This window comes from Gordonia sp. YC-XJ4, assembly GCF_059511865.1.
On record NZ_CM183447.1, the window covers coordinates 3000001 to 3025775 of the forward strand.

General features: G+C 66.6%; 24 protein-coding genes. 12 read left to right on the top strand and 12 right to left on the bottom strand.

Translation table 11 applies throughout. The features are described from left to right. Positions 1-27: 27 nt before the first annotated feature. On the top strand, positions 28-582 hold the full coding sequence (locus tag AC5ZH6_RS13120) for a hypothetical protein (RefSeq protein ID WP_006372752.1): 555 nt from the start codon (positions 28-30) through the stop codon (positions 580-582). Between the two features lie 131 nt (positions 583-713). Here the strand turns inward: AC5ZH6_RS13120 and AC5ZH6_RS13125 are convergent, their stop codons facing one another. Further along, positions 714-2951, bottom strand: coding sequence for an NADP-dependent isocitrate dehydrogenase (locus AC5ZH6_RS13125; protein ID WP_006372751.1), 2238 nt, complete (start codon positions 2949-2951; stop codon positions 714-716). A gap of 247 nt (positions 2952-3198) precedes the next feature. Here AC5ZH6_RS13125 and AC5ZH6_RS13130 point away from each other — a divergent pair, with 247 nt between their 5' ends. Beyond that, the gene (locus AC5ZH6_RS13130; RefSeq protein ID WP_496169122.1) at positions 3199-4011 is read left to right on the top strand and encodes a methyltransferase domain-containing protein; all 813 of its coding nucleotides are present in this window, start codon (positions 3199-3201) and stop codon (positions 4009-4011) included. Between the two features lie 35 nt (positions 4012-4046). On the opposite strand, the gene AC5ZH6_RS13135 is transcribed toward AC5ZH6_RS13130, so the two are convergent. Beyond that, the gene (locus AC5ZH6_RS13135) at positions 4047-5147 is read right to left on the bottom strand and encodes an NAD(P)/FAD-dependent oxidoreductase (RefSeq protein ID WP_014360084.1); all 1101 of its coding nucleotides are present in this window, start codon (positions 5145-5147) and stop codon (positions 4047-4049) included. Positions 5148-5163: 16 nt separating this feature from the next. Next, positions 5164-5379: a dodecin gene (locus AC5ZH6_RS13140; RefSeq protein ID WP_006372748.1), complete on the bottom strand. Its 216-nt coding sequence runs from the start codon at positions 5377-5379 to the stop codon at positions 5164-5166. 115 nt (positions 5380-5494) lie between these two features. Here AC5ZH6_RS13140 and AC5ZH6_RS13145 point away from each other — a divergent pair, with 115 nt between their 5' ends. Next, entirely contained in the window at positions 5495-6574 is a 1080-nt protein-coding gene (locus tag AC5ZH6_RS13145) for an NADH:flavin oxidoreductase (RefSeq protein WP_265077990.1), read from the top strand. A 21-nt stretch (positions 6575-6595) separates the two neighbouring features. On the opposite strand, the gene AC5ZH6_RS13150 is transcribed toward AC5ZH6_RS13145, so the two are convergent. Further along, entirely contained in the window at positions 6596-7627 is a 1032-nt protein-coding gene (locus AC5ZH6_RS13150) for a polysaccharide deacetylase family protein (RefSeq protein ID WP_265077991.1), read from the bottom strand. Continuing rightward, entirely contained in the window at positions 7614-8807 is a 1194-nt protein-coding gene (locus tag AC5ZH6_RS13155) for a methyltransferase domain-containing protein (RefSeq protein ID WP_265077992.1), read from the bottom strand. The genes AC5ZH6_RS13150 and AC5ZH6_RS13155 overlap by 14 nt, the downstream gene beginning before the upstream one ends. Positions 8808-9154: 347 nt before the next feature. On the opposite strand from AC5ZH6_RS13155, the gene AC5ZH6_RS13160 reads away from it, so the two are divergent. Continuing rightward, positions 9155-10414 carry an IS256 family transposase gene (locus tag AC5ZH6_RS13160; protein ID WP_163376561.1) on the top strand — a complete coding sequence of 420 codons (1260 nt, stop codon included), beginning with the start codon at positions 9155-9157 and terminating at the stop codon, positions 10412-10414. A 123-nt stretch (positions 10415-10537) separates the two neighbouring features. Beyond that, the gene (gene fadD5, locus AC5ZH6_RS13165; protein WP_211544890.1) at positions 10538-12142 is read left to right on the top strand and encodes a fatty-acid--CoA ligase FadD5; all 1605 of its coding nucleotides are present in this window, start codon (positions 10538-10540) and stop codon (positions 12140-12142) included. Between the two features lie 27 nt (positions 12143-12169). Here the strand turns inward: fadD5 and AC5ZH6_RS13170 are convergent, their stop codons facing one another. Then, entirely contained in the window at positions 12170-13021 is an 852-nt protein-coding gene (locus AC5ZH6_RS13170) for a 3-hydroxybutyryl-CoA dehydrogenase (protein ID WP_094600572.1), read from the bottom strand. A 151-nt stretch (positions 13022-13172) separates the two neighbouring features. On the opposite strand from AC5ZH6_RS13170, the gene AC5ZH6_RS13175 reads away from it, so the two are divergent. Together AC5ZH6_RS13175 and AC5ZH6_RS13180 are read left to right on the top strand one after the other, a co-directional pair. Next, entirely contained in the window at positions 13173-13964 is a 792-nt protein-coding gene (locus AC5ZH6_RS13175; protein WP_020171283.1) for a hydroxymethylpyrimidine/phosphomethylpyrimidine kinase, read from the top strand. A 68-nt stretch (positions 13965-14032) separates the two neighbouring features. Further along, positions 14033-15382, top strand: coding sequence for a hydroxysqualene dehydroxylase (locus AC5ZH6_RS13180; protein WP_265076459.1), 1350 nt, complete (start codon positions 14033-14035; stop codon positions 15380-15382). A gap of 32 nt (positions 15383-15414) precedes the next feature. On the opposite strand, the gene AC5ZH6_RS13185 is transcribed toward AC5ZH6_RS13180, so the two are convergent. Continuing rightward, entirely contained in the window at positions 15415-16482 is a 1068-nt protein-coding gene (locus tag AC5ZH6_RS13185) for a YihY/virulence factor BrkB family protein (RefSeq protein WP_014360092.1), read from the bottom strand. A 173-nt stretch (positions 16483-16655) separates the two neighbouring features. On the opposite strand from AC5ZH6_RS13185, the gene AC5ZH6_RS13190 reads away from it, so the two are divergent. Together AC5ZH6_RS13190 and AC5ZH6_RS13195 are read left to right on the top strand one after the other, a co-directional pair. Then, positions 16656-17036, top strand: a complete 381-nt coding sequence (locus AC5ZH6_RS13190; RefSeq protein WP_020171281.1) for an ArsR/SmtB family transcription factor — start codon at positions 16656-16658, stop codon at positions 17034-17036. A 3-nt stretch (positions 17037-17039) separates the two neighbouring features. Further along, entirely contained in the window at positions 17040-17528 is a 489-nt protein-coding gene (locus AC5ZH6_RS13195; protein ID WP_006372999.1) for an SRPBCC family protein, read from the top strand. On the opposite strand, the gene AC5ZH6_RS13200 is transcribed toward AC5ZH6_RS13195, so the two are convergent. Next, a complete protein-coding gene (locus AC5ZH6_RS13200; RefSeq protein WP_014360095.1) occupies positions 17494-18186 on the bottom strand; it encodes a phosphoribosyltransferase in 693 nt (230 codons plus the stop codon). The two genes, AC5ZH6_RS13195 and AC5ZH6_RS13200, sit on opposite strands and share 35 nt — an antisense overlap. Before the next feature lie 120 nt (positions 18187-18306). Between AC5ZH6_RS13200 and AC5ZH6_RS13205 the strand changes: the two genes are divergently transcribed. Next, positions 18307-18978, top strand: coding sequence for a hypothetical protein (locus tag AC5ZH6_RS13205; RefSeq protein WP_265076460.1), 672 nt, complete (start codon positions 18307-18309; stop codon positions 18976-18978). A 34-nt stretch (positions 18979-19012) separates the two neighbouring features. Here AC5ZH6_RS13205 and AC5ZH6_RS13210 read toward each other — a convergent pair whose 3' ends face one another. Both AC5ZH6_RS13210 and AC5ZH6_RS13215 read right to left on the bottom strand, forming a co-directional pair. Beyond that, entirely contained in the window at positions 19013-19885 is an 873-nt protein-coding gene (locus AC5ZH6_RS13210) for a Cof-type HAD-IIB family hydrolase (protein WP_265076461.1), read from the bottom strand. A 125-nt stretch (positions 19886-20010) separates the two neighbouring features. Then, the gene (locus AC5ZH6_RS13215) at positions 20011-20634 is read right to left on the bottom strand and encodes an LGFP repeat-containing protein (RefSeq protein WP_014360098.1); all 624 of its coding nucleotides are present in this window, start codon (positions 20632-20634) and stop codon (positions 20011-20013) included. A 216-nt stretch (positions 20635-20850) separates the two neighbouring features. Between AC5ZH6_RS13215 and AC5ZH6_RS13220 the strand changes: the two genes are divergently transcribed. Next, a complete protein-coding gene (locus tag AC5ZH6_RS13220; RefSeq protein ID WP_265076462.1) occupies positions 20851-21495 on the top strand; it encodes a pentapeptide repeat-containing protein in 645 nt (214 codons plus the stop codon). Positions 21496-21548: 53 nt separating this feature from the next. Beyond that, positions 21549-22634, top strand: a complete 1086-nt coding sequence (locus AC5ZH6_RS13225; RefSeq protein WP_496169129.1) for a DUF8017 domain-containing protein — start codon at positions 21549-21551, stop codon at positions 22632-22634. 9 nt (positions 22635-22643) lie between these two features. Here AC5ZH6_RS13225 and AC5ZH6_RS13230 read toward each other — a convergent pair whose 3' ends face one another. Beyond that, positions 22644-23945 (bottom strand): ammonium transporter, encoded by a 1302-nt coding sequence (locus AC5ZH6_RS13230; RefSeq protein WP_496169131.1) that lies wholly within the window; start codon positions 23943-23945, stop codon positions 22644-22646. Between the two features lie 110 nt (positions 23946-24055). After that, on the bottom strand, positions 24056-25738 hold the full coding sequence (locus AC5ZH6_RS13235; RefSeq protein WP_496169133.1) for an ABC-F family ATP-binding cassette domain-containing protein: 1683 nt from the start codon (positions 25736-25738) through the stop codon (positions 24056-24058). Positions 25739-25775: the final 37 nt, after the last annotated feature.

The window sequence follows — 25775 nt, forward strand, 5'->3', positions numbered from 1 at the left end:
CCGCCCGGGATTTGCGACGATGGACAGATGTCAGAGCTGACGTATGAGGAGTTCGGCCGCCGTTTCTTCGAGGTGGCCGTCACCGAGAAACGGGTGGGGAGCGCCTTCTCGGCGATCACCGGCGACTCCTTCGACGTGGGGCCGATCCCGTCGGGACCCGGCGGGATCGCCAAGGTCCAGGCCCGTGTCAGTATCGACGAGCCGCAGATCATCCGCGACATCTCCGAGCTGATCACCTTCACCGTGCGCATTCCGCTGTCGATCCGGCTGCTGGTCGACCTCAAGGTCGATCGCATCCGCTACGACGTCGACGGGTCGGTGCGGCTCGCACTCACCGCCCGCGCGGTCGAACCCCTGCAACTCCACATCGACGTCACCCCGCCGCGTCCCGCGGATGTGACGGTGGGCGTCGCCTCCCGCAATCTGCGAGGCGAGATCATCCGGCTCGTCGCGCAGGTCGACGACGAGATCAAGCGCTTCATCGCCCGCGATGTGGCCGCCCGGATCGAGGATCCGGAGGTCACCAGCGCCCGGATCATCGACGTCGAGGCCGAGCTCGGCCGGGCCTTCGAGTCCATGTGAGACCGAGTCCATGTGAGGCGCAAGCCCTTCCACGGGGCCGGCATATGCCGGTGGTGAACGACCAGAGCCCCGATCCCCGGTGCGATACCGGGAAACGGGGCTCGTCAGGAACGTGACCGGCCGGTGACGCGTCAGCCGCGCACGGACTCCAGCGCCGAGTTCAATGTCGCGCTCGGGCGCATCACCTTGTCGGTGAGATCGTTGTCGGGGGCGTAGTAGCCACCGATGTCGACCGCGGTGCCCTGGACGTCGTTGAGTTCGGCGACGATGGTCTGTTCGTTCTCCTCGAGCGTCTTGGCAAGCGGCGCAAAGTACTTCGCCAGATCCGCATCCTCGGTTTGTTCCGCGAGCGCCTTCGCCCAATACAGCGCGAGGTAGAACTGGCTGCCCCGGTTGTCGAGTTCACCGGTGCTGCGTGAGGGGCCCTTGTTGTTCTCCAGCAGCTTGCCCGTCGCGGCGTCGAGCGCCTTGGCCAGCACCTTCGCCTTCGGGTTGTCATTCTTGCGTCCGAGATCCTCGAGACTGACCGCGAGCGCCAGGAACTCGCCGAGCGAATCCCACCGCAGGTGGTTCTCCTCGATGAGCTGCTTGACGTGCTTGGGAGCCGAGCCACCCGCACCGGTCTCGTAGAGCCCGCCACCGGCCATCAGCGGCACGATCGAGAGCATCTTGGCGCTCGTTCCGAGCTCCAGGATCGGGAACAGGTCGGTGAGGTAGTCGCGCAGGATGTTTCCGGTCGCGGAGATGGTGTCGAGGCCGCGGATGAGGCGTTCCATCGTGTATCGGATGGCCCGCACCTGCGACATGATCTGGATGTCGAGGCCCTCGGTGTCGTGATCCTTCAGGTAGGTGTGCACCTTGGTGATCAGTTCGTTCTCATGCGGACGGTACGGATCGAGCCAGAACACCACCGGCATACCGGATTCCCGGCTGCGGGTGACGGCGAGCTTGACCCAGTCGCGGATCGGCGCGTCCTTGACGATGCACATGCGGAAGATGTCGCCCTCTTCGACGTCCTGGGACAGCAGCACCTCGCCGGTCGCGAGATCGGTGATGTTGGCGACGCCGTCGGTGGGGATCTCGAAGGTCTTGTCGTGCGACCCGTACTCCTCGGCCTTCTGCGCCATCAGACCGACGTTGGGCACGGTGCCCATGGTGGTGGGATCGAACTGCCCGTTGGTCTTACAGAAGTTGATCATCTCCTGATAGATGCGGGAGAAGGTCGACTCGGGATTGACGGCCTTGGTGTCCTTGGGCCGGCCGTCGGCGCCATACATCTTGCCGCCGGCGCGGATCATGGCCGGCATGGACGCGTCGACGATGACGTCGCTGGGGGAGTGGAAGTTGGAGATGCCGCGCGCCGAGTCGACCATCGCGAGCTCCGGGCGATGCTCGTGGCAGGCGTGCAGATCGTCGATGATCTCTTCCTTCTTCGACGCCGGCAACGACTCGATCTTCGAATACAGATCCGAGAGGCCGTTGTTGACGTTGACGCCCAATTCGTCGAAGAGCTCGCCGTGCTTGGCGAACGCCTCCTTGTAGAAGGTGCGCACCGCGTGACCGAACACGATGGGGTGACTGACGCGCATCATGGTGGCCTTGACGTGCAGGGAGAACATGACGCCGGTCTTGTAGGCGTCCTCCATCTGCTCTTCGTAGAACTCGATGAGCGCCTTCTTGCTCATGAACATGCTGTCGATGACGTCGCCGGCGTCGAGATGCACCTTCGGCTTGAGTACGATCGTCTCGCCTGCGGCGGTGATCAGTTCCATCTTCACGTCGCGGTCGGCGTCGAGGGTCATCGACTTCTCGCCGTGGTAGAAGTCGCCGTGCCGCATGTGCGCGACGTGCGTGCGCGAGGCCATCGACCACTCGCCCATGCTGTGCGGATGCTTGCGCGCGTACTCCTTGACCGCCTTGGGCGCTCGACGGTCCGAGTTACCTTCGCGCAGAACGGGATTGACTGCGCTGCCGAGGCATTTGGTGTAGCGATCCCGGATCGCGCGCTCCTCGTCGGTCTTCGGGTTGCCCGGGAAATCGGGGATCTTGTAGCCCTTGTCCTGCAGCTCCTTGATGGCGGCGGTCAGCTGCGGCACCGACGCGCTGATGTTGGGGAGCTTGATGATGTTGGTGTCGGGATCCTGGGTCAGCCTGCCGAGTTCGGCGAGGTTGTCGGGAACCTTCTGTTCGTCGCTCAGGTAATCGGAGAACTCGGCCAGCACGCGGGCGGCGACGGAGATGTCGGAGGTCTCGACGTTGATGTCGGCGGCGTCGGCGAATGTCCTGATGATCGGGAGAAAAGCGTGCGTCGCCAGCATGGGCGCTTCATCGGTCAGCGTGTAGATGATGGTCGGTTTCTCCGCGCTCATATCTGCCTTACTCTCCAGTCGTGGTCACGCAGCGCCCGGATTCGTGTTGTCCGGGCGGTACCAGTATCGCGGGCCGGCGACATCGGCGCGTGTTGACGCGTTCGGTGGAGCCACAGTGCCCACGGCCCTCGGGTCCGGGCCAGTTCCGAGCTTACGACCCCGGCCCGGGTTACCGTCACGTCACAGGCGAACGCGACATGCGACGAGAATCACACGACCTGCTGACTTCACGGAGGAGTGAAATTCGATGACCGACGCCGTCCCGCCCCGCGACGTCTACACACACGGGCACCCGTCGGTGGTCGTGTCCAGCCACGCGGCCCGCACGGCGACGAGTTCGGCCGCCTACCTGATACCGCTCCTGCGGCCCGGACTCGACCTGCTCGACGTCGGGTGCGGACCGGGCAGCATCACCGTCGATCTGGCCGAACTCGTGGCCCCGGGTCGTGTTCGCGGCGTCGAGATCACCGATGCGCCACTGGGTCGGGCGCGGGAGCTCGCGACCGAACGCGGCGTGGCGGTCGAGTTCGCGGTGGACGACGCATACCGACTCTCCGACGCCGACGACAGCGTCGACGTCGCACACGCCCACCAGGTTCTCCAGCATCTGTCCGACCCGGTGGCGGCGTTACGCGAGATGCGTCGGGTCACCCGAACCGGCGGGGTGGTCGCCGTCCGCGACGCCGACTACGCAGGGTTCCACTGGTGGCCGGCCGGCGAGCGCCTCGATGCCTGGCTCGATCTCTACCGCGCCGTGGCCCATGGCAACGGCGCCGAGCCCGACGCCGGTCGGCACCTACTCGCCTGGGTCCACGAGGCGGGTTTCACCGAGGTCACGCCGTCGGCGTCGGTGTGGTGCTACGCCACCCCGGCCGAACGGAAGACCTGGGGCGAGATGTGGGCGCAGCGAATCCACTCCGACGTCGGCCGGATGGCTGTCGAACGCGGGCTGACGAGTCCGTCGGATCTCGACGCGATCGCCGCGGCCTGGTTGCAGTGGGCGGCGCACCCCGACGGCTGGCTCGTCATCCCTCACGGGGAGATCCTCGCCCGCGCGTGAGCTCCCGTGCGCCGGGGTTGTGGTGCGCGGGAGCCTCAGAGCATCGTGGCGACCTCGTCGGCGATCGCCAAACACGAGGTCAGGCCCGGTGATTCGATTCCGAACAGGTTGATCAGGCCGGGCACTCCGTGGTCGGCGGCGGTCTGAAACACGAAATCACCGGCCGCGTGCCCGGGGCCGGTGACCTTGGGTCTGATGCCGCAGTAGTCCGGTTGCAGTGCACCGTCGGGGAGTCCGGGCCAGTAACGGCGAATCGCGCTCTCGAACTCACCGACCCGCGTCCCATCGACGCGATAGTCGACCTCATCGACCCATTCGACGTCGGGCCCGAACCGGGCACGGCCACCGAGATCGAGCGTGAGATGTACGCCGAGACCGCCGTCCACCGGAACCGGGTAGATGAGTCTGCCGAACGGCACCGACCCGTGCGCCAGCGAGTAGTAGTTGCCCTTGGCGAGGTATTTGGCCGGCAGGAACTCCTGTGCGAACCCGGTCAGTGATGCGGCGACGTCCCACGCGCGCAGCCCCGCGCAGTTCACGACCGCATGGCAACGCACGTCGCCGGATCCGTCGATGTCCAGCGACAGCGAGCCGTCGGCGCCGACCGATCCGGCGAGCACCGGGCTACGGACCACCACCACTGTCCCGGCCTGCTCGGCGTCGATACGCAACGCCCGCATGAGGCCGTGCACGTCGATGATCCCGGTGGACGGCGAGAGCAGACCGGCGCTCGCGTGAAGGGCCGGCTCGAGATCGGCGAGTTCGGAGCCGTCGACGCGACGCAGGTCGGTGACACCGTTGGCGTGCGCCTGCGCGGCGATCCGCTGTAGCGCCGGCTCCTGGTCCGCAGTGGTCGCCACGATCAGCTTGCCGAGCCGCTCATGGGCCACGCCCCGATCCCGGCAGTAACGGTAGAGCGCATCGCGACCGGCGACACACAACCGGGCCTTGCGGGTTCCGGTGGGGTAGTAGATGCCGGCGTGGATGACCTCGGAGTTTCGCGAACTGGTCTGTGTCCCAATCGAATCCTCGGCCTCGAAGACCACCATGTTGCGACCTGCGAGGGCGAGGCGGCGGGCCACCGCCAGTCCCACGACCCCCGCGCCGATGACCGCGCAGTCGATCTGTTCGGTCACCGATGCGTTGCCGAACTCAGTCGGCGTCGTCGATGCGGAAACCGACCTTCAGCGTCACCTGCGTGTGCGCGATCGCGCCGTCGACGACGTGCCCGCGGGTGCCGACGACCTCGAACCATTCGACGTTGCGGGTCGTCTGCGACACCCGGGCGATGGCGTTGGCGATCGCCGCGTCCGAACCCTCCGACGAGGAACCGACAACTTCGACGACGCGGTATGTGTGCTCACTCATGGCCCGATTCTGGCACGGCTGGGTGTCGCGGTGACCGGACTCGGCCGATCCGGGGCGATTCCGTGTTGCGGGTAGGGTTCTGCTGACCGCGCCGACGCCCGCAAAGGATGTACTGATGACCGACCTCGGCAGTCCGCTGACCTTCACCCATGGCCCGTCATGGAACAACCGGGTCGGGTTGGCGCCACTGACCAATCTGCAGAGCAACGACGACGGAACCCTGTCCGACGACGAGTTCCGCTGGCTGGTGCGGCGAGCCGACGGCGGATTCGCGATGGTCATGACGTGCGCCGCATACGTCAGCCGTGACGGGCAATCGTTTCCCGGCCAGCTCGGGGTCTCCGACGACGTCCACCTGCCCGGGCTGACCCGGCTGGCCGCGGCGATCTCCGACGCCGGCGCGGTGGCAACGATTCAGTTACAACACGGAGGGCGGCGCGCGGACCCGTCGCTGTCGGGACTGCCGGCCGTCGCGCCCTGGGACGATTCCGAGAAGGGCGCCTCCGCGCTGTCGACCGACGGTGTCGAGCGGATCGTCCGCGACTTCGTCTCCGCAGCGATCCGCGCCGAGCGCGCCGGCTTCGATGGCGCCGAAATCCATGGCGCACATGGCTATCTCCTCGCACAGTTCCTCGACTCCCGCCACAATGAGCGGACCGATCGGTACGGCGGCAGCGCGTCGAACCGATTCCGGATCATCCACGAGATCCTCGACGGAATCCGCGCGGCCACCGGCCCGGATTTCCAACTCGGACTGCGGCTCTCGCCCGAGCGCTACGGGATCGTCCTCGACGAGTCGCGAGCGCTTGCCGGTGAGGTGCTCGCCGAGGGCACCCTCGACTACCTCGACATGTCGCTGTGGAACGCATTCAAACACCCCTACGAGCCCCACCATCAGGATCGTCGACTGATCGACCACTTCACCGACCTCGACCGGGGTTCCCCCCGACTCGGCGTGGCCGGCAAGATCCTCGACGCCGCCGGCGCACGCGAATGCCTCTCCCGTGGAGCCGATTTCGTCCTGATCGGTACCGGCGGCATCCTGCATCACGATTTTGCGCGCCGGGCCATCGCCGACGCCGACTACCGCGCGGTGTCGACGCCGGTGCACGTCGATCACCTGACGGCGGAATCGGTGGGTCCGCGATTCGTCGATTACCTCGCCGATCGCTGGGACGACTTCGTCATCCGGTAGTCGTCATCCGGTAGCTGCGGTCTACCGATTCCTGAGCAGATGGTGGTCGTCGTGAAGCCATCGGGCGAATTCGTCGCCGTCCATCTCGGTGGCGTGCAGACGGGGGAGGGCATGCCGGTCGTCGCCCACGGTCGCGGGCAATGACACGCTCGTACAGCCGACGTCGATCCCACTGTCGCGCACGATATCCCGCGCGCTCGCGTCGAGTCGGCCGAACGGGTAGGCGAAGTGGTCCGCCGGGCCGCCACGCAGTTCCTCCACCATCCGGTGGCCGCCGGTGATCTGTGCGTGCTGACGGGACGGGTCGGCGTCGGTGAGCGAGACGTGGTCGAGGGTGTGGCTGCCGAGGTTGATCAGGGGATGGTCGGAGAGCTCGGCTAGTTGGTCGGCGGTGACGGGCAGGCGGGCGGCGACCGGTGGCTGCACCGGCGCCTCGGACCACTGCAGGAGAGCGTCCACCGCATCGTCCTGTGCTGCGGGCTCGAGAAGCACGATCGCGTCCCACAATGTGCGGAACAGGGTCTGTCGTGCGGTCACCGGTGGTGCGGCGTCGGCCCGCCACCCCTCGAGTCGTGCTGCGTCGTCCGGTGTGTCGTCGACGATGAAGCGCCGGGGGGCGTCACCGAAGGTCCACCTCAGTTCCGCGGGTAGCGCGGGCGGGTCGAGGATGGCGCGTTGCACAGCATCCCACCAGAACTCGCGCGTCCGGCCCACGGCGTTGCCGACCACGAAGATCGTCGCCGGGATCTCGAACCGCTCGAGGATCGGCAGGGCCGCGGTGAGGTTGTCGGCGTATCCGTCGTCGAAGGTCACCGCGAGGTGTGCACCGTCGGTTGTGTAGGCGCGGTCGTCGGCGAAGGCATCGAGCCCGACCGCCGCGCGGGCGGCCGCGAGGACCTCCATGTGATCGGCAAAGGCCTTGGGGGACACGCAGATCGCCCATGGGTCGCACCGCTGCACGCAGACGCAGTGATACATCAGGATGCCGCCCCGCGGACGGAGCCGCCGAACCCGCGAGCGCAGCGCCCCGAGAACGGCCCTACTTCTCGACATGAAACCAGGTCTCGCTGCCACCGGAGTCGGTCTCGACGGTCTCGGTGCGGACCGTCATGCCGTCGAAGTGGGCGAGGAATTCCTCCCGCGGGAGTTGCAGGGTGGGTACGGGTTGTTCGTTGTCCAGCCGTAACTCGCTGTCGCCCAGTGGAACCGACAGCATCACGGTCAACCGGCCGCCGGTGCGGGCAACAGCGTTGCGCAGGATGCGGCGCCAGGCCCAGGTGTGCTCGAGTACATGGGGGAGCACGATCGAGTAGGCCGGGATGGCGCGATCCTCGAGCTCACGGACGGTGAGTGCACCCCAGTCGGCGACCGGTGAGGCCCCGTCGGTGGTACCGAGGAACTCGGCGATCGAGCCGTACCGCGGGTCGGTCAGGTCCAGCACCGACCCGGCCGGTGCGTCGATTGCCGGGCGATGCCGCTGATCGAGATCCCCCTTGCGGGCGGCGGCGGTGAGGATCACCGGATACTCGGGGTCGACCACATCGAGCTCGGAGCGACGCAGCTCGTCCTGCGCCATGCCGTGCAGGAATGCGGTGGCCGACAAGACATTTCCATACGCCCGCGCATCGACGTTGCCTGGAGGGAACGTCGTGTCGAACAGTCGTTGCATCGACAGTCGGGTGAAAGACCAGTACCACGTCGAGTTCCACACCGGGTCGGCGACCTGACTGATGCCCGGTGCCGTGCACAGCAGCACGCCACCCGGTGCGAGAAGTCGGTACAGGGTGCGCACCGTCGCACGCAGATCGAAGATCATCTGCAGTGTCTGGGTGAGGATGATGCAGTCGTAGGTGTTGCTCGGCACCTGGGGCGCGTCGGTGAGGTCGGCGACGTACGTCGCGTCGGCACCGTCGGAGACATGGAGCATGTCCGACCGGGTGACGCCCTGGCCGAAGCGCTCGGTATAGGTGCGTTCGCCGATCTCCAGAACCGATCCGGTGATCAGCCGTCCGTGCTCGGCCAGGAAATTCTCGATGTAGTACCGGTCGACGGGACGTCCACGCGCCGAACCGTATTCGCGACAGATCGGTTGGGTTCGGCGCAGATCACCGAAGCGCACACGGCCGACCCGCGGGCGTTGCCGGCGCTCGTTGAGCACCCGGATGGCACGTCGATAATTGTCCTCGCCGAGTACCGCACGCGCCATCGACGTCCTGGTGGTCTGCTGCACCATCTCCGTGTCCGTTCCATGGGTGTCGGGGCGGAGCCGCGTCGTGGCGGACATGCCACACCGAACCACCCGCCCTGTGAGTTAGGTTAGGGTATCCTATGAACCACGCGGCGGTGGCGTCGGGCCCGGGATCGGACGAAACACCCGTCGTCGGCACCAAGCCGAGCGAACGCTCCCGCGGCATCCGTGCCGCGCTCTACTGTGTGATGGGGGGTAAGTCCCCTGGAGTGGTGGGGTTTGGGGGCCGGGGTTTGGGCTGACGACGGTGTGGCGGCCCGCCAAGGGGGTGGGCCATCGCGTAGTGGTCAATGAGTTACGACCAAGTAGCTCACGGAAGGACACACCACGCGATGACCCACTCCCATTCTGGCGTACACGCCCAGTTGGATGCACTCCTGTCCGCCGATCCGCAGGCGATGTTCGCCGAACTGGTGCGGGCCGGCCTGCAGGCGCTGATCGAGGCTGAAGCCTCAGCCAAGATCGGCGCCGGCAGGTACGAGCGCAACGAGGACCGCACCACGCACCGCAACGGGTACCGAAACAAGACTGTCTCGACCCCGGCCGGCGATATCGAGGCGCGGATCCCGAAGCTGCGATCGGGGTCGTTCTTCCCCGCTCTGCTCGAGCGGCGCCGGCGCATCGACCGGGCCCTGTACGCGGTGATCATGCAGGCCTACGTACACGGGGTCTCTACACGTGCAGTGGACGATCTCGTACGGGCTCTCGGTGTAGACACTGGCATCTCGAAGTCTGAGGTGTCCCGCATCTGCGCCGAGCTCGACGCCGAAGTGGAGGCGTTCCGTACCCGCACGCTGGCCCACACCGAGTTCCCGTACGTGTTCGCTGACGCGACGTTCTGCAAGGTCCGTATCGGTGCGCACGTGGTATCTCATGCCATGGTCGTGGCCACTGGCGTTTCCGCTGATGGCACCCGCGAAGTGCTCGGCACGGCGGTCGGGGACAGTGAGTCGTACGAGTTCTGGAATGACTTCCTGCGCTCCCTGAAGGCCCGTGGGCTATCCGGGGTGCACCTGGTCATCTCCGACGCCCATGCGGGCCTCAAGGCGGCCGTAGCCAAGCAGTTTGTGGGCGCCTCCTGGCAGCGCTGCCGGGTGCACTTCATGCGCAACCTGCACGGCACGGTGGCGTCAAAGCACGCACCCGCGGTGACCGCGGCGGTCAAGACGATCTTCGCCCACACCGACCCCAAGGATGTGGCCGCGCAGTGGGACCAGGTCGCCGACACCTTCGCCGGCTCGTTCCCCAAGGCGCACCAGATGATGCGCGAGGCCAAAACGGACGTGCTGGCGTTCACCGCGTTCCCCCGCGGACACTGGCAGAAGATCTGGTCCAACAACCCCATCGAGCGGCTCAACAAAGAGATCAAACGCCGCGCCGACGTCGTAGAAATCTTCCCCAACCCGGAGGCCTTCCTGCGGCTGGCGACCTCGGTGGTGATCGACCAACACGACGAATGGCAAGTCGGTCGCCGCTACCTCTCAGAGAGCTCCATGGGCGAACTCCGAGCCGTCATCGCCGCCAAGCAGCACGCCCTCAACGCCAGCAACGGATATGATCAAAACACGGAACTCGTTGATCACTGCGACTGACCAGACGCGGAACCGATTCCCACCACATCACGGGGCACTATCGTGATGGGGAACACCAAGCGCGACCGGGGCGCACGCGGAGTTGGCGTGGACGTGCGCACCATGATCACAGGGAGAGTGCGTATGACCGCGACCACCGAACCGACCAATGACCTGACCACCGAGCCCCTGCGTTCGCGCCGCAACCATTGGAACAACCAGGTCCGCAGGCACGCCTTCATGACCCCCGACCGCCCGGCGCTGCGGTTCCTGGGCCAGACCACCACCTGGCGGCAACTCGATGAGCGTTCCCGGGCCTTCGGTGCGGCGCTGGCCCGGCGTGGCGTCGGCTTCGGCGACCGCGTACTGATGGCACTGCTCAATCGCACCGAGTACGTCGAGGCGGTGTTGGGCGCCAACCTGATCGGCGCGATTCCGGTGCCGGTCAACATCCGGATGAGCCCCGCCGAGGTGGGGTACCTCATCACCGACAGTGGCGCACGGGTGATCGTCACCGAAACCCTGCTCGCGCCGCTGACCCAGGCGGCCGCCGCCTCCACCGGCGGCATCGATCACACGATCGTCGTCGGCGGCAGCGAGGTTCCCGACCACCTCGACTATGCCGACCTGATCGCCGAGGACTCCGCCGATCTCCCCGAGATCGATGTGCCCGAGGACACCGTGGCACTGATCATGTACACCTCGGGAACCACCGGAAAACCCAAGGGCGCCATGCTGACCCATCAGAACCTGCAGGCGCAGGCAGTGACAACGATCGCCGCGGCCCAGGACCATTCCGACGCCGACGTCGCCTCGGTGGTCCCACCCATCTTCCACATCGCCGGCATCGCCGCGTTCGCGCCGGTGTTCTACCGGGGAGTTCCCGCCGTGATCCACCCGCTCGGCGCGTTCGACCCCGACGACATGCTCGACACCCTCGAACGGGAGGGCACGACGTCGGTCTTCATGGTCCCGGCCCAGTGGCAGGCGGTGTGTGCCGCCCAACGTGTACGGCCGCGAAACCTCAAGTTGCGCACCATCAGTTGGGGTGCTGCACCAGCTTCGGACACGGTGCTCAATGCGATGAACGAGTCGTTCCCGCAGGCGCTGAACATGACGGCTTTCGGGCAGACCGAGATGTCGCCGGTCACGTGCGTCCTCGAGGGCAAGGACGCGCTGCGCAAGATCGGGTCGATCGGCAAAGTGGTGCCCGCGGTGACCGCCCGGATCGTCGATCCGATGATGAACGACGTCGCCCGCGGCGAGGTCGGCGAGATCGTCTACCGCGGACCCAATCTGATGAAGGGGTACTGGCAGAACCCGCAGGCAACCGCGGATGCCTTCCGCGGCGGCTGGTTTCACTCCGGAGACCTCGTCCGTCAGGACGAGGACGGCTTCCTCTTCGTCGTCGACCGGGCCAAGGACATGATCATCTCCGGCGGTGAGAACGTGTACTGCGCGGAGGTGGAGAACGTGCTCTACGGCCATGAGAAGATCGCCGAGGCCGCCGTCATCGGCCGCGCCCACGAGAAGTGGGGCGAGGTCCCGGTGGCCGTCGTCGTGCTCGCCGAGGGCGCCGACGACCTCACCCTCGACGAGCTCGAGCCCTATCTGAACGAGAACCTGGCCCGCTTCAAGCAGCCCAAGGACCTCGTCATCGTTGACGAACTACCGCGCAACGCCGGCGGCAAGGTCGTCAAACCGCGCCTGCGTGAGGCCTACGGCAGCAAGGACACCGGCCTGCACTGACCACCGGCTCCTCCGGCGAGCGGGTGGTCAGCCGGCGTAGTCGTAGAAGCCCTTGCCGCTCTTCTTGCCGAGATAGCCGGCCTCGACCATGCGCGAGAGCAGCGGCGGCGGCGCGAGGTGCGGCTCGCGGAACTCCTGATAGAGCGATTCGGCCACGTCGAGAACGACGTCGAGACCGACGGTGTCGCTCAGCGTCAGCGGGCCCATCGGGTGAGCGCAGCCGTTGACCATGCCGGCGTCGATGTCCTCCTTGGAGGCGTAGCCGCTCTCGTACATGCGGATGGCGCTCACCAGGTACGGGATCAGCAGGGCGTTGACGACGAAGCCGCCGCGATCACCGGCCGCGATCGTGCGCTTGCCCAGGTGATCGCGGGCGTAGACGGTGACGGTCTCGATGGCCTGCGGTGAGCTCGCGAGACTCGAGATGATCTCGACCAGGGGCATCACCGGAACCGGATTGAAGAAGTGGACGCCCACCACGCGCGAGGGGTCGGCGACGTCCTTGGCGATCCGGATGATGGGGATCGACGAGGTGTTGGTGGCCAGGATCGCCTCGGGCGCGGTGACCTTGTCGAGTTCGGCGAAGAAGCCGACCTTGAGCGACTCGACCTCGGGAAGCGCTTCAATCACCAGCTCACGATCCGCGAAATCGCCGACGGTGGTCGTCAGGGTCAGTCGGGACAGTGCCGCGGTGGCATCGTCCTCGGAGATCTTGCCCTTGCTGACGCCACGGCCCAGAGACTTCTCGATGCGGGCGCGTGCCGCATCGGCGGCAGTCTCGTCGCGCTCGAGTACGAGTACGTCATCGCCGGCGCGAATCGCGACCTCCGCGATCCCCGCACCCATGGTGCCGCCGCCGACCACTCCGAGCTGTGTCATGAAAACCTCCACGTAGGCAGTAGTGAACCGACGCCAAGCGTAGTGCGATGCGCGCCGGCGCAACGGGCACCCTGCTTCATGCGTCGTGTGGCGGGCGCTGGCAAGCTGGGGGAGGCACCGCCGGAGGAATCGAGCAGAGGGAGAATGCACCGTGGCCACCGTGTCGTACGTCATCGCAGGTTCCGAGGCAACCGGGGGCGCGGGATTGCAGGCAGATCTGCGCACATTCACCCAGCTCGGCACCTACGGCGTCGGGACCATCACGTGCATCGTCTCCTTCGATCCGAAAGCCGGATGGGGACACCGCTTCGTGCCGATCGCCGCACCGGTCATCGCCGACCAGATCGAGGCGGCGACCATTGCTCATGAGCCCGAGGTCGTCAAGATCGGGATGTTGGGCACCCCGGAGACGATCACCACCGTCGCCGAGGGCTTGCGGGCCCGACCCTGGCGACACGTCGTTGTCGACCCGGTCCTGATCTGCAAGGGTCAAGAACCCGGAGCCGCCCTCGACACCGACAACGCGCTACGGGAACACATCCTGCCGCTGGCCACCGTCGTGACCCCCAACCTGTTCGAGGCAGCGACACTGGCCGGGATGGACGAACTCGCCGACGTCGAGGATCTCGCCGAGGCGGCCCGGCGGATCGCCGATCAGGGTCCGGCGGTGGTCATCGTCAAGGGTGGCGTGGGTCTACCCGGCGACGACGCCGTCGATGTGGTCTACGACGGTTCGGAGATCACCGTGCTGCGCGCGCCCAAGGTCGGCGAGGAGCGGGTGTCAGGTGCCGGCTGCGTCTTCGCCGCGGCGACCACGGCCGAATTGGCCAAGGGCGCAGACGTTCTCGACGCGATTCACACCGCCAAGGAGTTCACTCACGCCGGGATCGAAACCCGGATCTCCTCGACCGCCCCGTTCGACGCGGTCTGTCCACGGCTCTAGTCGGCCGGCCGGTGACCCCGAATCTCCGATTCCTCCCATGGAACGGATCGGCCGATTAGTCTCATCGCATGCATTGTGTGGTGATCGGTGGCGGATTGGCGGGACTGGCGTCGTCGGTGTGGCTGAGTGAGGCCGGACACCGGGTGACCCTGCTCGAACGCCGGGGATCGCTGGGCGGACGAACGATCTCGATGCCGGTCGCCGCGGTCGACGACGTCCCGGACAACGGTCAGCACGTCTTCGCCAGTGGCTATGAGCATCTGATGCGCTACCTCGACAGCGTCGGCACCCGTCAGCACGTGGCCTTTCCCGGCCACATGACGATCCGGATGCCCGGTGGCGCGACGCGCCGCTCGGCCTTCGGCGGGATCGCTGGGCTGCGTGCGGCACTGGGTGATCTGCCGGGCGTGCGCGGACTCGACCGGCTCCGGACCGCGCGTGCGCAAGCGCTGCTGATCCGGCAGGCGCTGCGCCAACCCGAGTGGCTCGATCAGATCACCGCCGACGAATGGTTCCGCCGACTGCGGATGCCCACGTCTGCGCGAGAGGCGTTGTGGGACGGCATCGTCATCGGTCTGACCGGCGACAAGCCGGACATCTCCTCGGCCAAGGTGCCCGCCGACCTCCTGGTGACCGGTATCCGCAGGGCGCGGAAAACCCGGACGCCGATCTCCATCGGTTATCCGACGGTGGATCTCGACACCCTGTTCGTCACCGGTGCACAGAAGGTCTTCGCCGATGCCGGCGTCGAGGTCCGCCATCGCGCGGTGGTCCGGACGGTCGAGATCGTCGACGAGGCCGTCACCGGGGTCACGCTCACCGATGGCGAGTTCCTCTCGGCGGACGCGGTCATCTGCGCGGTCCCGGTGTGGAGTATCGGCGGCCTGCTCGATCAAATGCCCGGTCACGACGAGATCCATTCGGCGAGCCGGCATTTGACGCCAGTGCCCATCGTCAGCGTCAACCTCTACCTGGATCGCCCCATCGACATGGACGATTGGGGTGAGATCCTGCTCGGTGGCGAGGGCGTCCTCGAACAGGTGTGGGATCGCCAACGGATGCACGGTCGGGATGCGGCGCGCGGCTATCTGTATTCGACCACCGTCTCGGCAGCCTACGATCTCATCGGCAAGTCCAATGCCGACATCACCGCCCTCCAGATGCAGATGCTGCGGCGTTACTACCCGGGCGCCCGGCGCGCCGAACTGATCCTCGGGCACGTGGTGCGGATGCCGAAATCGACGTTCGCCCAACGGCCCGGGACCGCCGACATCCGGCCCGATCAACGCACGTCGGTGCGCGGTCTGGCGTTGGCGGGGGACTGGACGCGCACCGATTGGACGACGACCATGGAGGGCGCATGCCAAAGCGCCGCCCGCGCAGTGGATGTGATTCTCGAACTCGCCGGATCGCACTGACCCGCCCCGCGCGCGGATCGGTCGGTGCACTGTCAGCTGTCGGGGTCGCTTCCCGATCCGTCGCCGCCCGATCCGTCGCTGCCCGATCGATCGCTGCCGGCTTGGTCGTCGGGGGATTCCTCGTCACCGGATCGGCTGTCGGCGGAGCGTTTGTCGAATCGCACCTGGATCTCCTGAAAACCTTTGTGCCGCTGCGCCTTGGCTTGTGCCACGTAGGCCGCCTTGTCGCCGGAGGTGAGCACCACGTTGTCGGTGAAGGGGGTGAGCATCGAGCGGGGATAGAGCTTGTCGACCCGCACGGCGTTGGCCTCGAGGCAGAACACGACGAGAATCGCCGCGATGTAGAGAAAGGCGAGCAGACCCAGCACCACGGCGAACACACCTGTCGTCGCACTCGCGTTGGCGATGACATGTTGGACGTAGATGCTGCCGAAGCTCTGCAGAGCCTGCCATCCGATCGCGGCGGCGATCGCGCCGGGCAGCACGTCTCGGACGCCGAGCTCACGCACCGTACCGATGCGGAAAGCCACCACGAACAGGACCGCGGTCAACACCAGTGATCCCGCGATCGACAGCCATTTCCCCGTGGTGCCGAGATCGACGGCCGCGATCGCGCCGTTGACCACGGTCAACCCGATGATCGCGGTTCCCACCGTCGACAGCAGCAGCATTCCGCGCAAACGCACGCGGATCGGATCGGGACGGTCGTTGCGTGGCACCGCCCACACGACGTTCATCGCGTTCTGAATGGCCACGGCGACGCCCAGCCCACCGTAGAGGGCGCCGACCACACCGATCGTCACCGCGACCGTCCCTCCGCTGAGCTGCCCCGGCTGACCGAGCTCGGAACCGATCACCGGGATCTGCGACATCGCCGAGTCCACGATTCGCTCCCGCAGTTCGGGATTGTCGCGCAGAACGAACTCCAGCACGGTCGTCAACAGCAACAGCAGCGGAAACAGCGAGATGAAACCGTAGTAGGCGAGCAGTGCCGCGAGGTAGCCACCCTGATCGTCGAAGAACTTGTACGCCACCGCGAGGGGATAGCCGCTCAGCGGATGGCGACGCTGGAAACGGTCGATACCGGCGCTCAACGACATCGCACTCCACCTCGCTCGACTGTTCCGGCTCTCATCACTTCGCCCACGATCATCACCGACGGCACGGCAACGGCGACGGAGGACGGGCGAACGACGGCGTGTTGGCCCGTCAGGCCCCGAGCACGGTCGCCACGTATTGACAACATACAACCAACTGGTTGTATATTGGAGGAGTGATCGAGGACGACGAGGACCGCGCCGATGCGATGTTCCACGCCTTGGCCGACCGCACCCGCCGCGACATCATGCGACGGGTACTCGCCGGCGAACACTCGGTCTCGGCGCTCGCGGCGAACTACGACATGAGTTTCGCCGCAGTGCAAAAGCACGTTGCCGTGCTCGAACGAGCGGGGCTGCTGACCAAGCGACGCCACGGTCGCGAGCAATTGGCCACCGGTGACGTGCACGCGGTGCGCTCGGTGGCGACGATGCTGACCGACCTCGAACAGATCTGGCGCGGCCGGATCGGGCGGATCGATGACCTCATCGCCGACACCGCGGACAGAGAAGTACACACCAATGACACCGAAGTTGTTCGACACCAGGAGGATTGACCCATGCCCGTCACCGACGTCACCCACGACCTCGATTCCCGAACACTGACCATCACCGCGGAGTTCGCCGCCCCACCGTCGCGGATCTGGCAGATCTACGCCGATCCCCGTCAGCTGGAACGTATCTGGGGTCCGCCGAGCCATCCGGCCACCTTCGTCGACCACGATTTCACGCCCGGCGGACGGGTCACGTATTTCATGACCGGACCGGAGGGGGAGAAGTACGCCGGTTACTGGATCATCGATTCCCTCGACGAACCGCACGGATTCACCTTCCGCGACGGATTCGCCGACGAGGACTTCACCCCGGTGGACTCGTTGCCGGTCTCGGTCAACGAGTACAGCTTCGCCGAGAAGGACGGTCGTACCGTGGCGACCTTCCTGAGCACATACGAGACCGCCGAGGCGTTGCAGAAGGTCCTCGACATGGGCGTCGTCGAAGGGGCTTCGGGGGCGATCAATCAGATCGACGATTTCCTCGTCGCCAAGTAGTGGGACGCGTCGCATCGAGCATCGCGCACACCTGCTCGTCGGTGAGTTGGGCGAAATCGTCGTAAGCGCCGCCCACACCGCGAAAGTGCTGTGGGGTCATCGGACAGATCACGACATCGGCCTCGGGGAAGTCGCGGGCGACACCTTCGGGGCCGACCGGGACGGCGACGATCAGCTCGGCCGCGCCCTGGCGGCGCAGCGTGCTCAGGGCGGCGCGCATCGTTGCGCCGGTGGCGACGCCGTCGTCGACGAGCACGACCGTCCTGCCCGCCACGTCCACCATGGGCGCACCCCCGCGATAGACGCGCTCTCGGCGGCCGAGTTCTTTTGTCTCCTTGGCGATCACCGCATCGAGATCGCGCGAGGTGGTGTGGGTGCGCGCGATGATCTCGTCGTTGGTGACGATCGTCGAATCGGCGGCGATCGCGCCGGCGGCCAGCTCGGGTTGTCCGGGAACCCCCAGTTTGCGGACCAGGCAGATGTCGAACGGACACCCGAGGTCGGCGGCCACCGGAAGCCCGACGGGGACCCCTCCGCGCGGCAGTGCCAACACCACGAGACCGGTGCGCCCGCGCAGGTGTGACAGCGACGCGCACAAGCGGCGGCCGGCGTCGGTGCGGTCACGGTACGGGCGGGCGGATGTCATCGTCCCCAGCATCCACCCGCAGCGCCCCGGCGTCCGTCGAACCGGCCGAAATGACCGCAGGCGCAGCGCAGGATGTAACGATGGACGGTGGTGTCGACACGGGTCGGCGCCGGTGACCAGAGGAGCGTGGCCATGACGACGATCACCCGATTGCCTTCCGATCTGTCGCGGCTCGGGCGCGAATTCGACATGCTCGACACCATCGTGACGATGATGGGCGATGAGCGTTTCGAGGCGTCGGCCGACAATGGACTGCCGCGCCGCGAGGTGATCGCACGACTGGCGCACTCGGGTGTCGAGCTGTCCGCGGCGGTATGGGCCGCCCTCGACTCACCGCGCACCGCTGCGCAGCCCGGCACCCACGCCACGGGCGCTGGTGAGAGTCCGGATGAGGTGCGTCGGCGACTGCGGGAGTCCCAGCGTGTGTTCCTCGACGCCGCAACACATCTCGAGGAGTGCTCGCCCGATGCGGTGATCAACTGTCGCGGCGTCGACCTGCGACCGCGGGACGTGGTACCTCAGCGCATCGCAGACATCGTCCTCGCCAACGACGCCGTCAGCTCGGTGTGGACGCTCGATGAGGCCGATCCCGACTCGGTGCTCGATGCGCTCGACGCCATGGTGCGCCGCCTCGAGATCTGCGCCGATGTCGCGCCCCTGACGATCACCACCATCGAGGGTGACGAGTGGACCGTGCACGGTGGTGGTGCACTCGTACACGGCACCCGCGAATTCGTCGCATCCTGGCTGGCGCGTGGCGCCGACGACGAGGGCTCGCTGCCTCGCGTGCCTCGGTGGGGCTGACGCCTCGTCTTCTTACGTCACTCTCCTTCTCGTGTCACCGAAGGTCGGGTAGGCCGATCGCGGCTCGTACCGTGCGGACCACACCGTTCTCGGCATTCGAGGGTGCGAGGTAGGCGGCGGCCGAGAGGATCTCGGGATGGGCATTGGCCATGGCATAGGAATACTCGGCGGTGCCGAGCATGGCCAGATCGTTGAGATAATCGCCGAAAACCATGGTCTGGGCGGGGGTGATCCCCAGTCGCTGCTGCACGGCGCGCACCGCCACCGCCTTGTCCACCCCCGGGGCCATCACGTCGAGCCAGTTGCGGCCCGAGACGACCACCTGCATCGCGCCCTCGAGCGAGGTCATCCGTGGCGCGGTGTCCTTCTCGACGTCGACGAAATCGTAGACCGCGACCTTGACGAAGGGGCCATCGACACGGCGGAGATCCTTGACGATCTCATGCGAGTGATAGTAGGGACGCACCTGTGCGAGAAAGGGGTCATCGGATCGCTCGACGAACGCGGTATCGGGTCCGCACAACACCACGCCCAGGTCGATCCCCGCTGTCGCGAGTTCCTGCGCCGCATCGAGGACCTCGCGCACCGCGGACGCGTCCAGTGGTGTGACACTGAGCTTTTCGGACCCTCGCGCAACCACCGCACCGTTCTCCGCGATCACCACCAGCTCGGGTAGGGCGTGACCGAGTTGATCGAGCAACGTTGCCGCCTGCCGCCCGCTCGCCGGGCTGAAGACGATACCGCGGCGATCGAGATCGGTGAGCAACGGCCACAGCGACTCCGGGATGCGCTTGTGCTCGTCGAGAAGTGTGCCGTCCATGTCGGTGACCACCAGCCGGAGGTCGGTGGGCACCGGCGGAAGGTTCGTCGTCACTCGCTCCGGCGAGGCCATGTCGTCTCCGGTCACGCGATACGGTAACCCGCGCCCGGCCGGCGGGCCAAGGCGATAGTGGGTGAGCCTTGCACGGTCGGGGCGGACTGGGCTGCGCCCCAATCGGTTCGACCGGTCGGGGCGCAGCATCCACGCTCGGTCTACGACGCCGGAACGACCTTGCCGTCCACCGTGACCTCGACCTTGTCGGTCGCGGAGTCCCAGGTGATCTTGCCGTGTTCGAAGGTGGAGGTCCGAAGCGTGCCGGACTCGGTCTCATCGCTCGTTGCGGTACCGAGCGGCCCCTGCGAGCCACCCTTCCCGTCGGTGGCCGGTTGACCGGCGGCGTCGCGCGGCACATTCCACGCGTCGCGGATCTTGCCCCACGTGATATACGCCGGCGTACCGGCCTCGGCGTTCTTGGCGGTGATGACCCCGCCGTCGAACTGCTGGAACACCACGCCGTTGGCGCCCGTTCCGGACGCGTCCGCCCCTGTCTTCGGCTTACCCAGGTCGGTCTTCTGTTTGGCGGTCGCGGCCTCGTACTTCGTCGCGATGGGTCCGGTCAGGGTGACCGTCGTGCCGTCGGCTGCGGTCAGTGCGACCGAGGCGCCCTGCGCCTGGGCACCACTGGAGGCGGACGCGCTGCCCTCGGCCATCATCGACGATGCGGCCGACGACGAGGATGTCGCCGAATCGCTGTTGTCGTCACTACATCCTGCTGCGGTCAACACAGCCACGGACACCGCGGCGACACCGACTGCCATTCGCATGGTCTTCTTCATGATTTCCCTTCGGTTCTCACTGTTCTCGGCCAAGCGGATGGGCCCATCGAAAACGACCCATTCGGCAGGCTAACGAAGTTGTCATCATGAATCCAGGGTTCGCGAAGAACAGCATCCGGCGTGTCGACGGGCGATCATCCGGACCCCCGTGCTCGAAGCGGTGGCGCTCGGACGCATTACGCTCGTCTGCATCACCGAGGAAAGGACGTCGCACGCGTGGCGAAACGACCACAGATCGAGACCCTGACCCTGACCTCCGCGGAGGTGGGCGATGCCCACCAACTCGAACCGTATGCGACTGTCGAACTCGTCCGGCTCACCGACGTCGACCTCTCCGGACGTGACCTGAGCGGGCTGGAACTGTCCGGGTGCCGGCTGACCTCGGTGTCGCTGGACGACACCGATCTGACCGGCGCCCGACTCGTCGAGACCCGGCTCGAGGGAATCAACGCGCCACGGATGTCGATGCCGCGCAGCTTCATACGGCAAGTCGAGATCTGCGCGAGCCGCGTCGGGGCACTTGATCTCTTCGAATGCCGGATTCGGTCACTGGTGGTCGATTCGGCGAAGATCGAGCTGGCCAACTTCCGCGGCAGCGACGTCCGGGACGTGCTGTTCCGGGGGTGCATCATCGGCGAACTCGACCTCGTCGACGCCACCGTTGCGCGTATGGCATTCGAGGACTGCACGGTGACGACACTCGATGTCCATCAGGCGACGCTGTCCGACGTCGACCTACGCGGACTCGACATCGGCACGATCCATCACCTCGACGGGCTGCGGGGATGCACCATCGACGGCGAGCAGGCTCTCGGGCTCACCGGACACTTCGCGGCGCACCTCGGCATCGTCATCGACTGACGCACTCGGGTGATACCGTGGCTGCCCGTGCACGGCGACCTCGGGGGAGATCAGTGAGCCATCCGACACAGGGCAATCCACCGGACCCGAATCAGCAGCCTGATCATCAACATTCCGGCTTCGTGCCGCCCGGCTACCAGCAACCGGGCCATCAGCAGCCGGGGTACCAACAACCAGGGTTCCAACAAGCGGGGTACCAACAGTCGGAGTATCCGACCCATCCACATTGGTACCCGGGTGCCGTGCCACCGGGTTCGGCGTATCCGGGTCACCCCATGGCGCAGCAACCACAAGCATGGGACGCCGGAACGCCGGGCGGACCCGGCGGGCCGCCGCGCGGTGGGGGCAGCGGCAAGGCACTCGCGGTCATCGCGGCGGGAGTGATCCTGATCGTCGTCGTGGCCATCGCTGCGGTGGTGCTGGTGGTGCGCTCCACGCATGACGATCACGACACCTCCGCAAGCGCAGCGCAGTCGTCGTCGGTACTCCCGAGCACCACCACTCCCACGCCGTCCGGGTCTCCTTCGACAACGGCTCCGGCAGCTGCGCAATGTCCGCCGGCCACCGCCGCCCCCGATACCCCGGCCGGATGGCGCACCGTCGCAGGCAAACGCGGTCTGGCCTATGACGTCCCGTCCAACTGGACGGTGGCGAGCTGCGGCACACTCGTCGGCTGGGAGAAACGGTGCAACGACGGTCCTTTCGGCTATTGCGCGATCCGAACCATGAGCGGTGCGGCCACCCTCGACGTACCCGGTTGCGGCGACAACTCGGTCGCGGTCTCCGGATTGCCGGGTGCATCGAACACCACCGACATCAACGACGCTGTACGTGACGAGGCGGCGCTGGTGGCCGACATCTACACCTCGGACTCCGGACACGTCCCGACGGTGCAGCTCAGCCCACCCCGACAACTCACCGTCGGCGGGGCACCCGCGGTGCAGATCGTCGCATCGGTGAGCAACATCGCGACCTCGAACTGTGTCGGCCCCACCGCCATTCATTCCATGGTGGCCACGACGGTGCCCGGACAGCAGGGGTGCGTACTCTTCGTCATCTCGGCTCCGCAGGGCGTTCCAGACGCGGTCAGTCCCGCCGTCGTCGCCGAGATGGTCTCGACGCTGCGCCGGGCGAGCTGAGCGGTGTGTTCACCGACCACCGGCGGTGTGGAAGTCGTACGCCGACTCGGCATGTTGTGCGTCGTCGATGCCGTCGACCTCGTGCTGGCGATCGGCGCGTAGACCCATCGTGTACTTGAGTGCGAGACCGATGATCCCGGTGACGACGACGGCGTAGGTCAGTACCGCCACCACAGCCACCGCCTGGCGCCACAGCTGATCGAATCCGCCCCCGTAGAACAGCCCGTCCACGCCGGCCGGTGCAGAGCTCGAGGCGACCAGGCCGATCATCAGGGTCCCGACGACACCGCTGACGAAATGCACCCCGACCACGTCGAGCGAATCGTCATAGCGCCAGCGGAATTTCAGTTCAATGGCGTACGAGCTGAGCGCACCGGCGACAGCGCCGATCGCCAGCGCTCCGAGTGGTGTCACCGCCGAACACGAGGGCGTGATCGCCACCAGGCCGGCGATCACCCCGGAGGCCGCACCAAAAGAGGTGGGCCGGCCATGCCGGGCGTATTCGACGACGAGCCACGACACCATCGACGCCGCACCCGCCCCGAGGGTGTTGACCGCGATGATCGCCGCGGACCCGTTGGCCGCCAACGCCGATCCGGCGTTGAACCCGAACCAGCCGAACCACAACAGGCCGGCACCGAGCATGACGAACGGCAGATTGTGCGGCCGCATCGGATCCTTGGGCCATCCGCGCCGTCGTCCCAGGAGGATGGCGAGCACCAGCGCCGACGCACCCGAGTTGATCTCGACCGCGGTGCCACCGGCGAAGTCGATGGCCTTGAGGTGGGCGACGATCCAGCCACCGTGCTCTTCGGTCAATCCGGGTGCACTGAACACCCAGTGCGCGATCGGGATGTACACCAGCAGCGACCAGATGGTCGCGAACACCACCCACGAGACGAAGCGCATCCGGTCGGCGACCGCACCGGCGATCAGTGCCACGGTGACCATCGCGAACCCGGCCTGGAACGCGACGAACAGAATCGCGGGAATGGTGCCGACGAGCGGGATCGTCGTCGGATGTGCCGCATCATGACCGAAGGTGTGTTCGAGGCCCGGGAACGAGCCGAAACTCCCGATCAGTCCTGCGTGATCGTCACCGAAGGCCAACGAGTACCCGAAGACGACCCACAGAATCCAGACGATGGGGATCGCCGACAGACACATCATCATCATGTTCAGGACACTCTTGGACCGGACCATCCCGCCGTAGAACAGTGCGAGAGCGGGTGTCATGAGCAGGACGAGCGCGAATGCCACCAGCATCCACGCCGTGTCGGCACCGTCGGGAATACCGTACTTGGGGAACATGGCCGCCTTCCGTTGCGTCCGGGCGACGAAAGTCTATCGGCTCAATATTCTTCGGCAGCAGGGGATTCGACCATCGACCCAAACCGGCATTCCGGACTTTCGAGGCGCCGTCACACCACGTCGTCGACGACCCGGCCCGCCTCCACCCGCCACCGGCGATCGAGGCGGACGGTCGCGATCATCCGCCGGTCGTGGGTCACCAACAGTAACGCCCCGTCATAGGCGTCGAGCGCCTTCTCCAACTGTTCGATCGCGGGCAGGTCGAGATGGTTGGTCGGTTCGTCGAGTACCAGCACGTTGGTGCCCCGCGCCTGCAGGAGCGCCATCGCGGCCCGGGTTCGTTCACCGGGGGAGAGCTCGGTGGCCGGGCGTTCGACGTGGCCGGCCCGTAACCCGAATTTCGCCACCAGCGTTCGGATCTCGGCCACCGAGAAGTCCGGCAAGAACTCTTCGAAGCGCTCGACGAGCGCACTGCTGCCCCCACCGAGCTGGGCGCGCGCCTGGTCGATCTCACCGATCGCCACACTCGCGCCCAGCGACGCCCGCCCGGAGTCGGGTTCGACGCGGCCGAGCAGCGGGCGCAGCAGGGTGGATTTGCCCGCCCCATTGGGACCGACGATGCCGATTCGTTCGCCGGCGTCGACCTGCAGCGAGACCGGGCCGAGGACGAAATCACCCTGCCGGACCACGACCTCGTCCAAGGTGGCGACCACCGAGCTCGACCGCGGTGCCGGTCCGATGGAGAAGTCGAGGATCCACTCCTTGCGCGGCTCGGCGACCTCCTCGAGGCGTGCGATGCGACTCTCCATCTGCCGTACCTTCTGGGCTTGCTTCTCGCTGGAATCGGCGGCTGCCTTGCGGCGCAGCTTGTCGTTGTCGGGCGCCTTCTTGATCGCATTGCGCACACCGTGACTCGACCACTCCCGCTGAACACGCGCACGGGCGACGAGATCGGCCTTCTTGTCAGCGAATTCGTCGTAGGCTTGACGCTTGTGGCGACGTAATACCTCCCGCTCCTCGAGGTAGGCGTCGTAGCCGCCACCGTAAATCGTGGTGGTGTGTTGCGCGAGGTCGAGTTCGAGAACTCGGGTCACCGTGCGCGCCAGGAATTCTCGGTCATGACTGACGAGGATGACCGCAGCGCGCAGGCCGTCGACGAAGGTTTCCAGACGTTCGATTCCGTCGAGGTCGAGATCGTTGGTCGGTTCGTCGAGGAGCACGATGTCAAAGCGTGACGCCAGCAGGGCGGCGAGTCCGACTCGCGCCGCCTGTCCGCCGGACAGTGAGGTCATCAGCGTCGACCCGGGGTCGAGGTCCCCGGTGTGCCCGGCGCCGTGCAGACCCAGGTCGGCCAGGATCGCCGGTAGGCGCTCGTCGAGGTCTGCGGCTCCGGTGGCCAACCAATGATCCAGTGCTGCAGCGTAAGTGTCGGCGGGATTGGGTGCACCGGGAGGCCGAGTCGACGACAACATCTCGGTGGCCGTATTCATCGCCTCGGTCGCCTGCGCACATCCCGTGCGGCGCGCCACATACTGCGCGACGGTCTCGCCCGGAACGCGTACATGCTCCTGCGGCAGCCATCCGACGAAACCATCGGCCGGCGCCAGGGACACCTCACCCCCGAGTGGATCGAGATCCCCGGCAAGGATCCGCAGCAGCGTCGTCTTGCCGGCACCGTTGGCGCCGACCACACCCACCACGTCGCCGGGCGCCACGGTGAGGTCGAGTCCCTCGAACAGGGTGCGGGGGCCGTGGCCACCGGCGAGGTCCTTGGCGACGAGAGTTGCGGTCATGCCCTCATGATTCCCCACCCTGCCGGTCCGCGGTCTG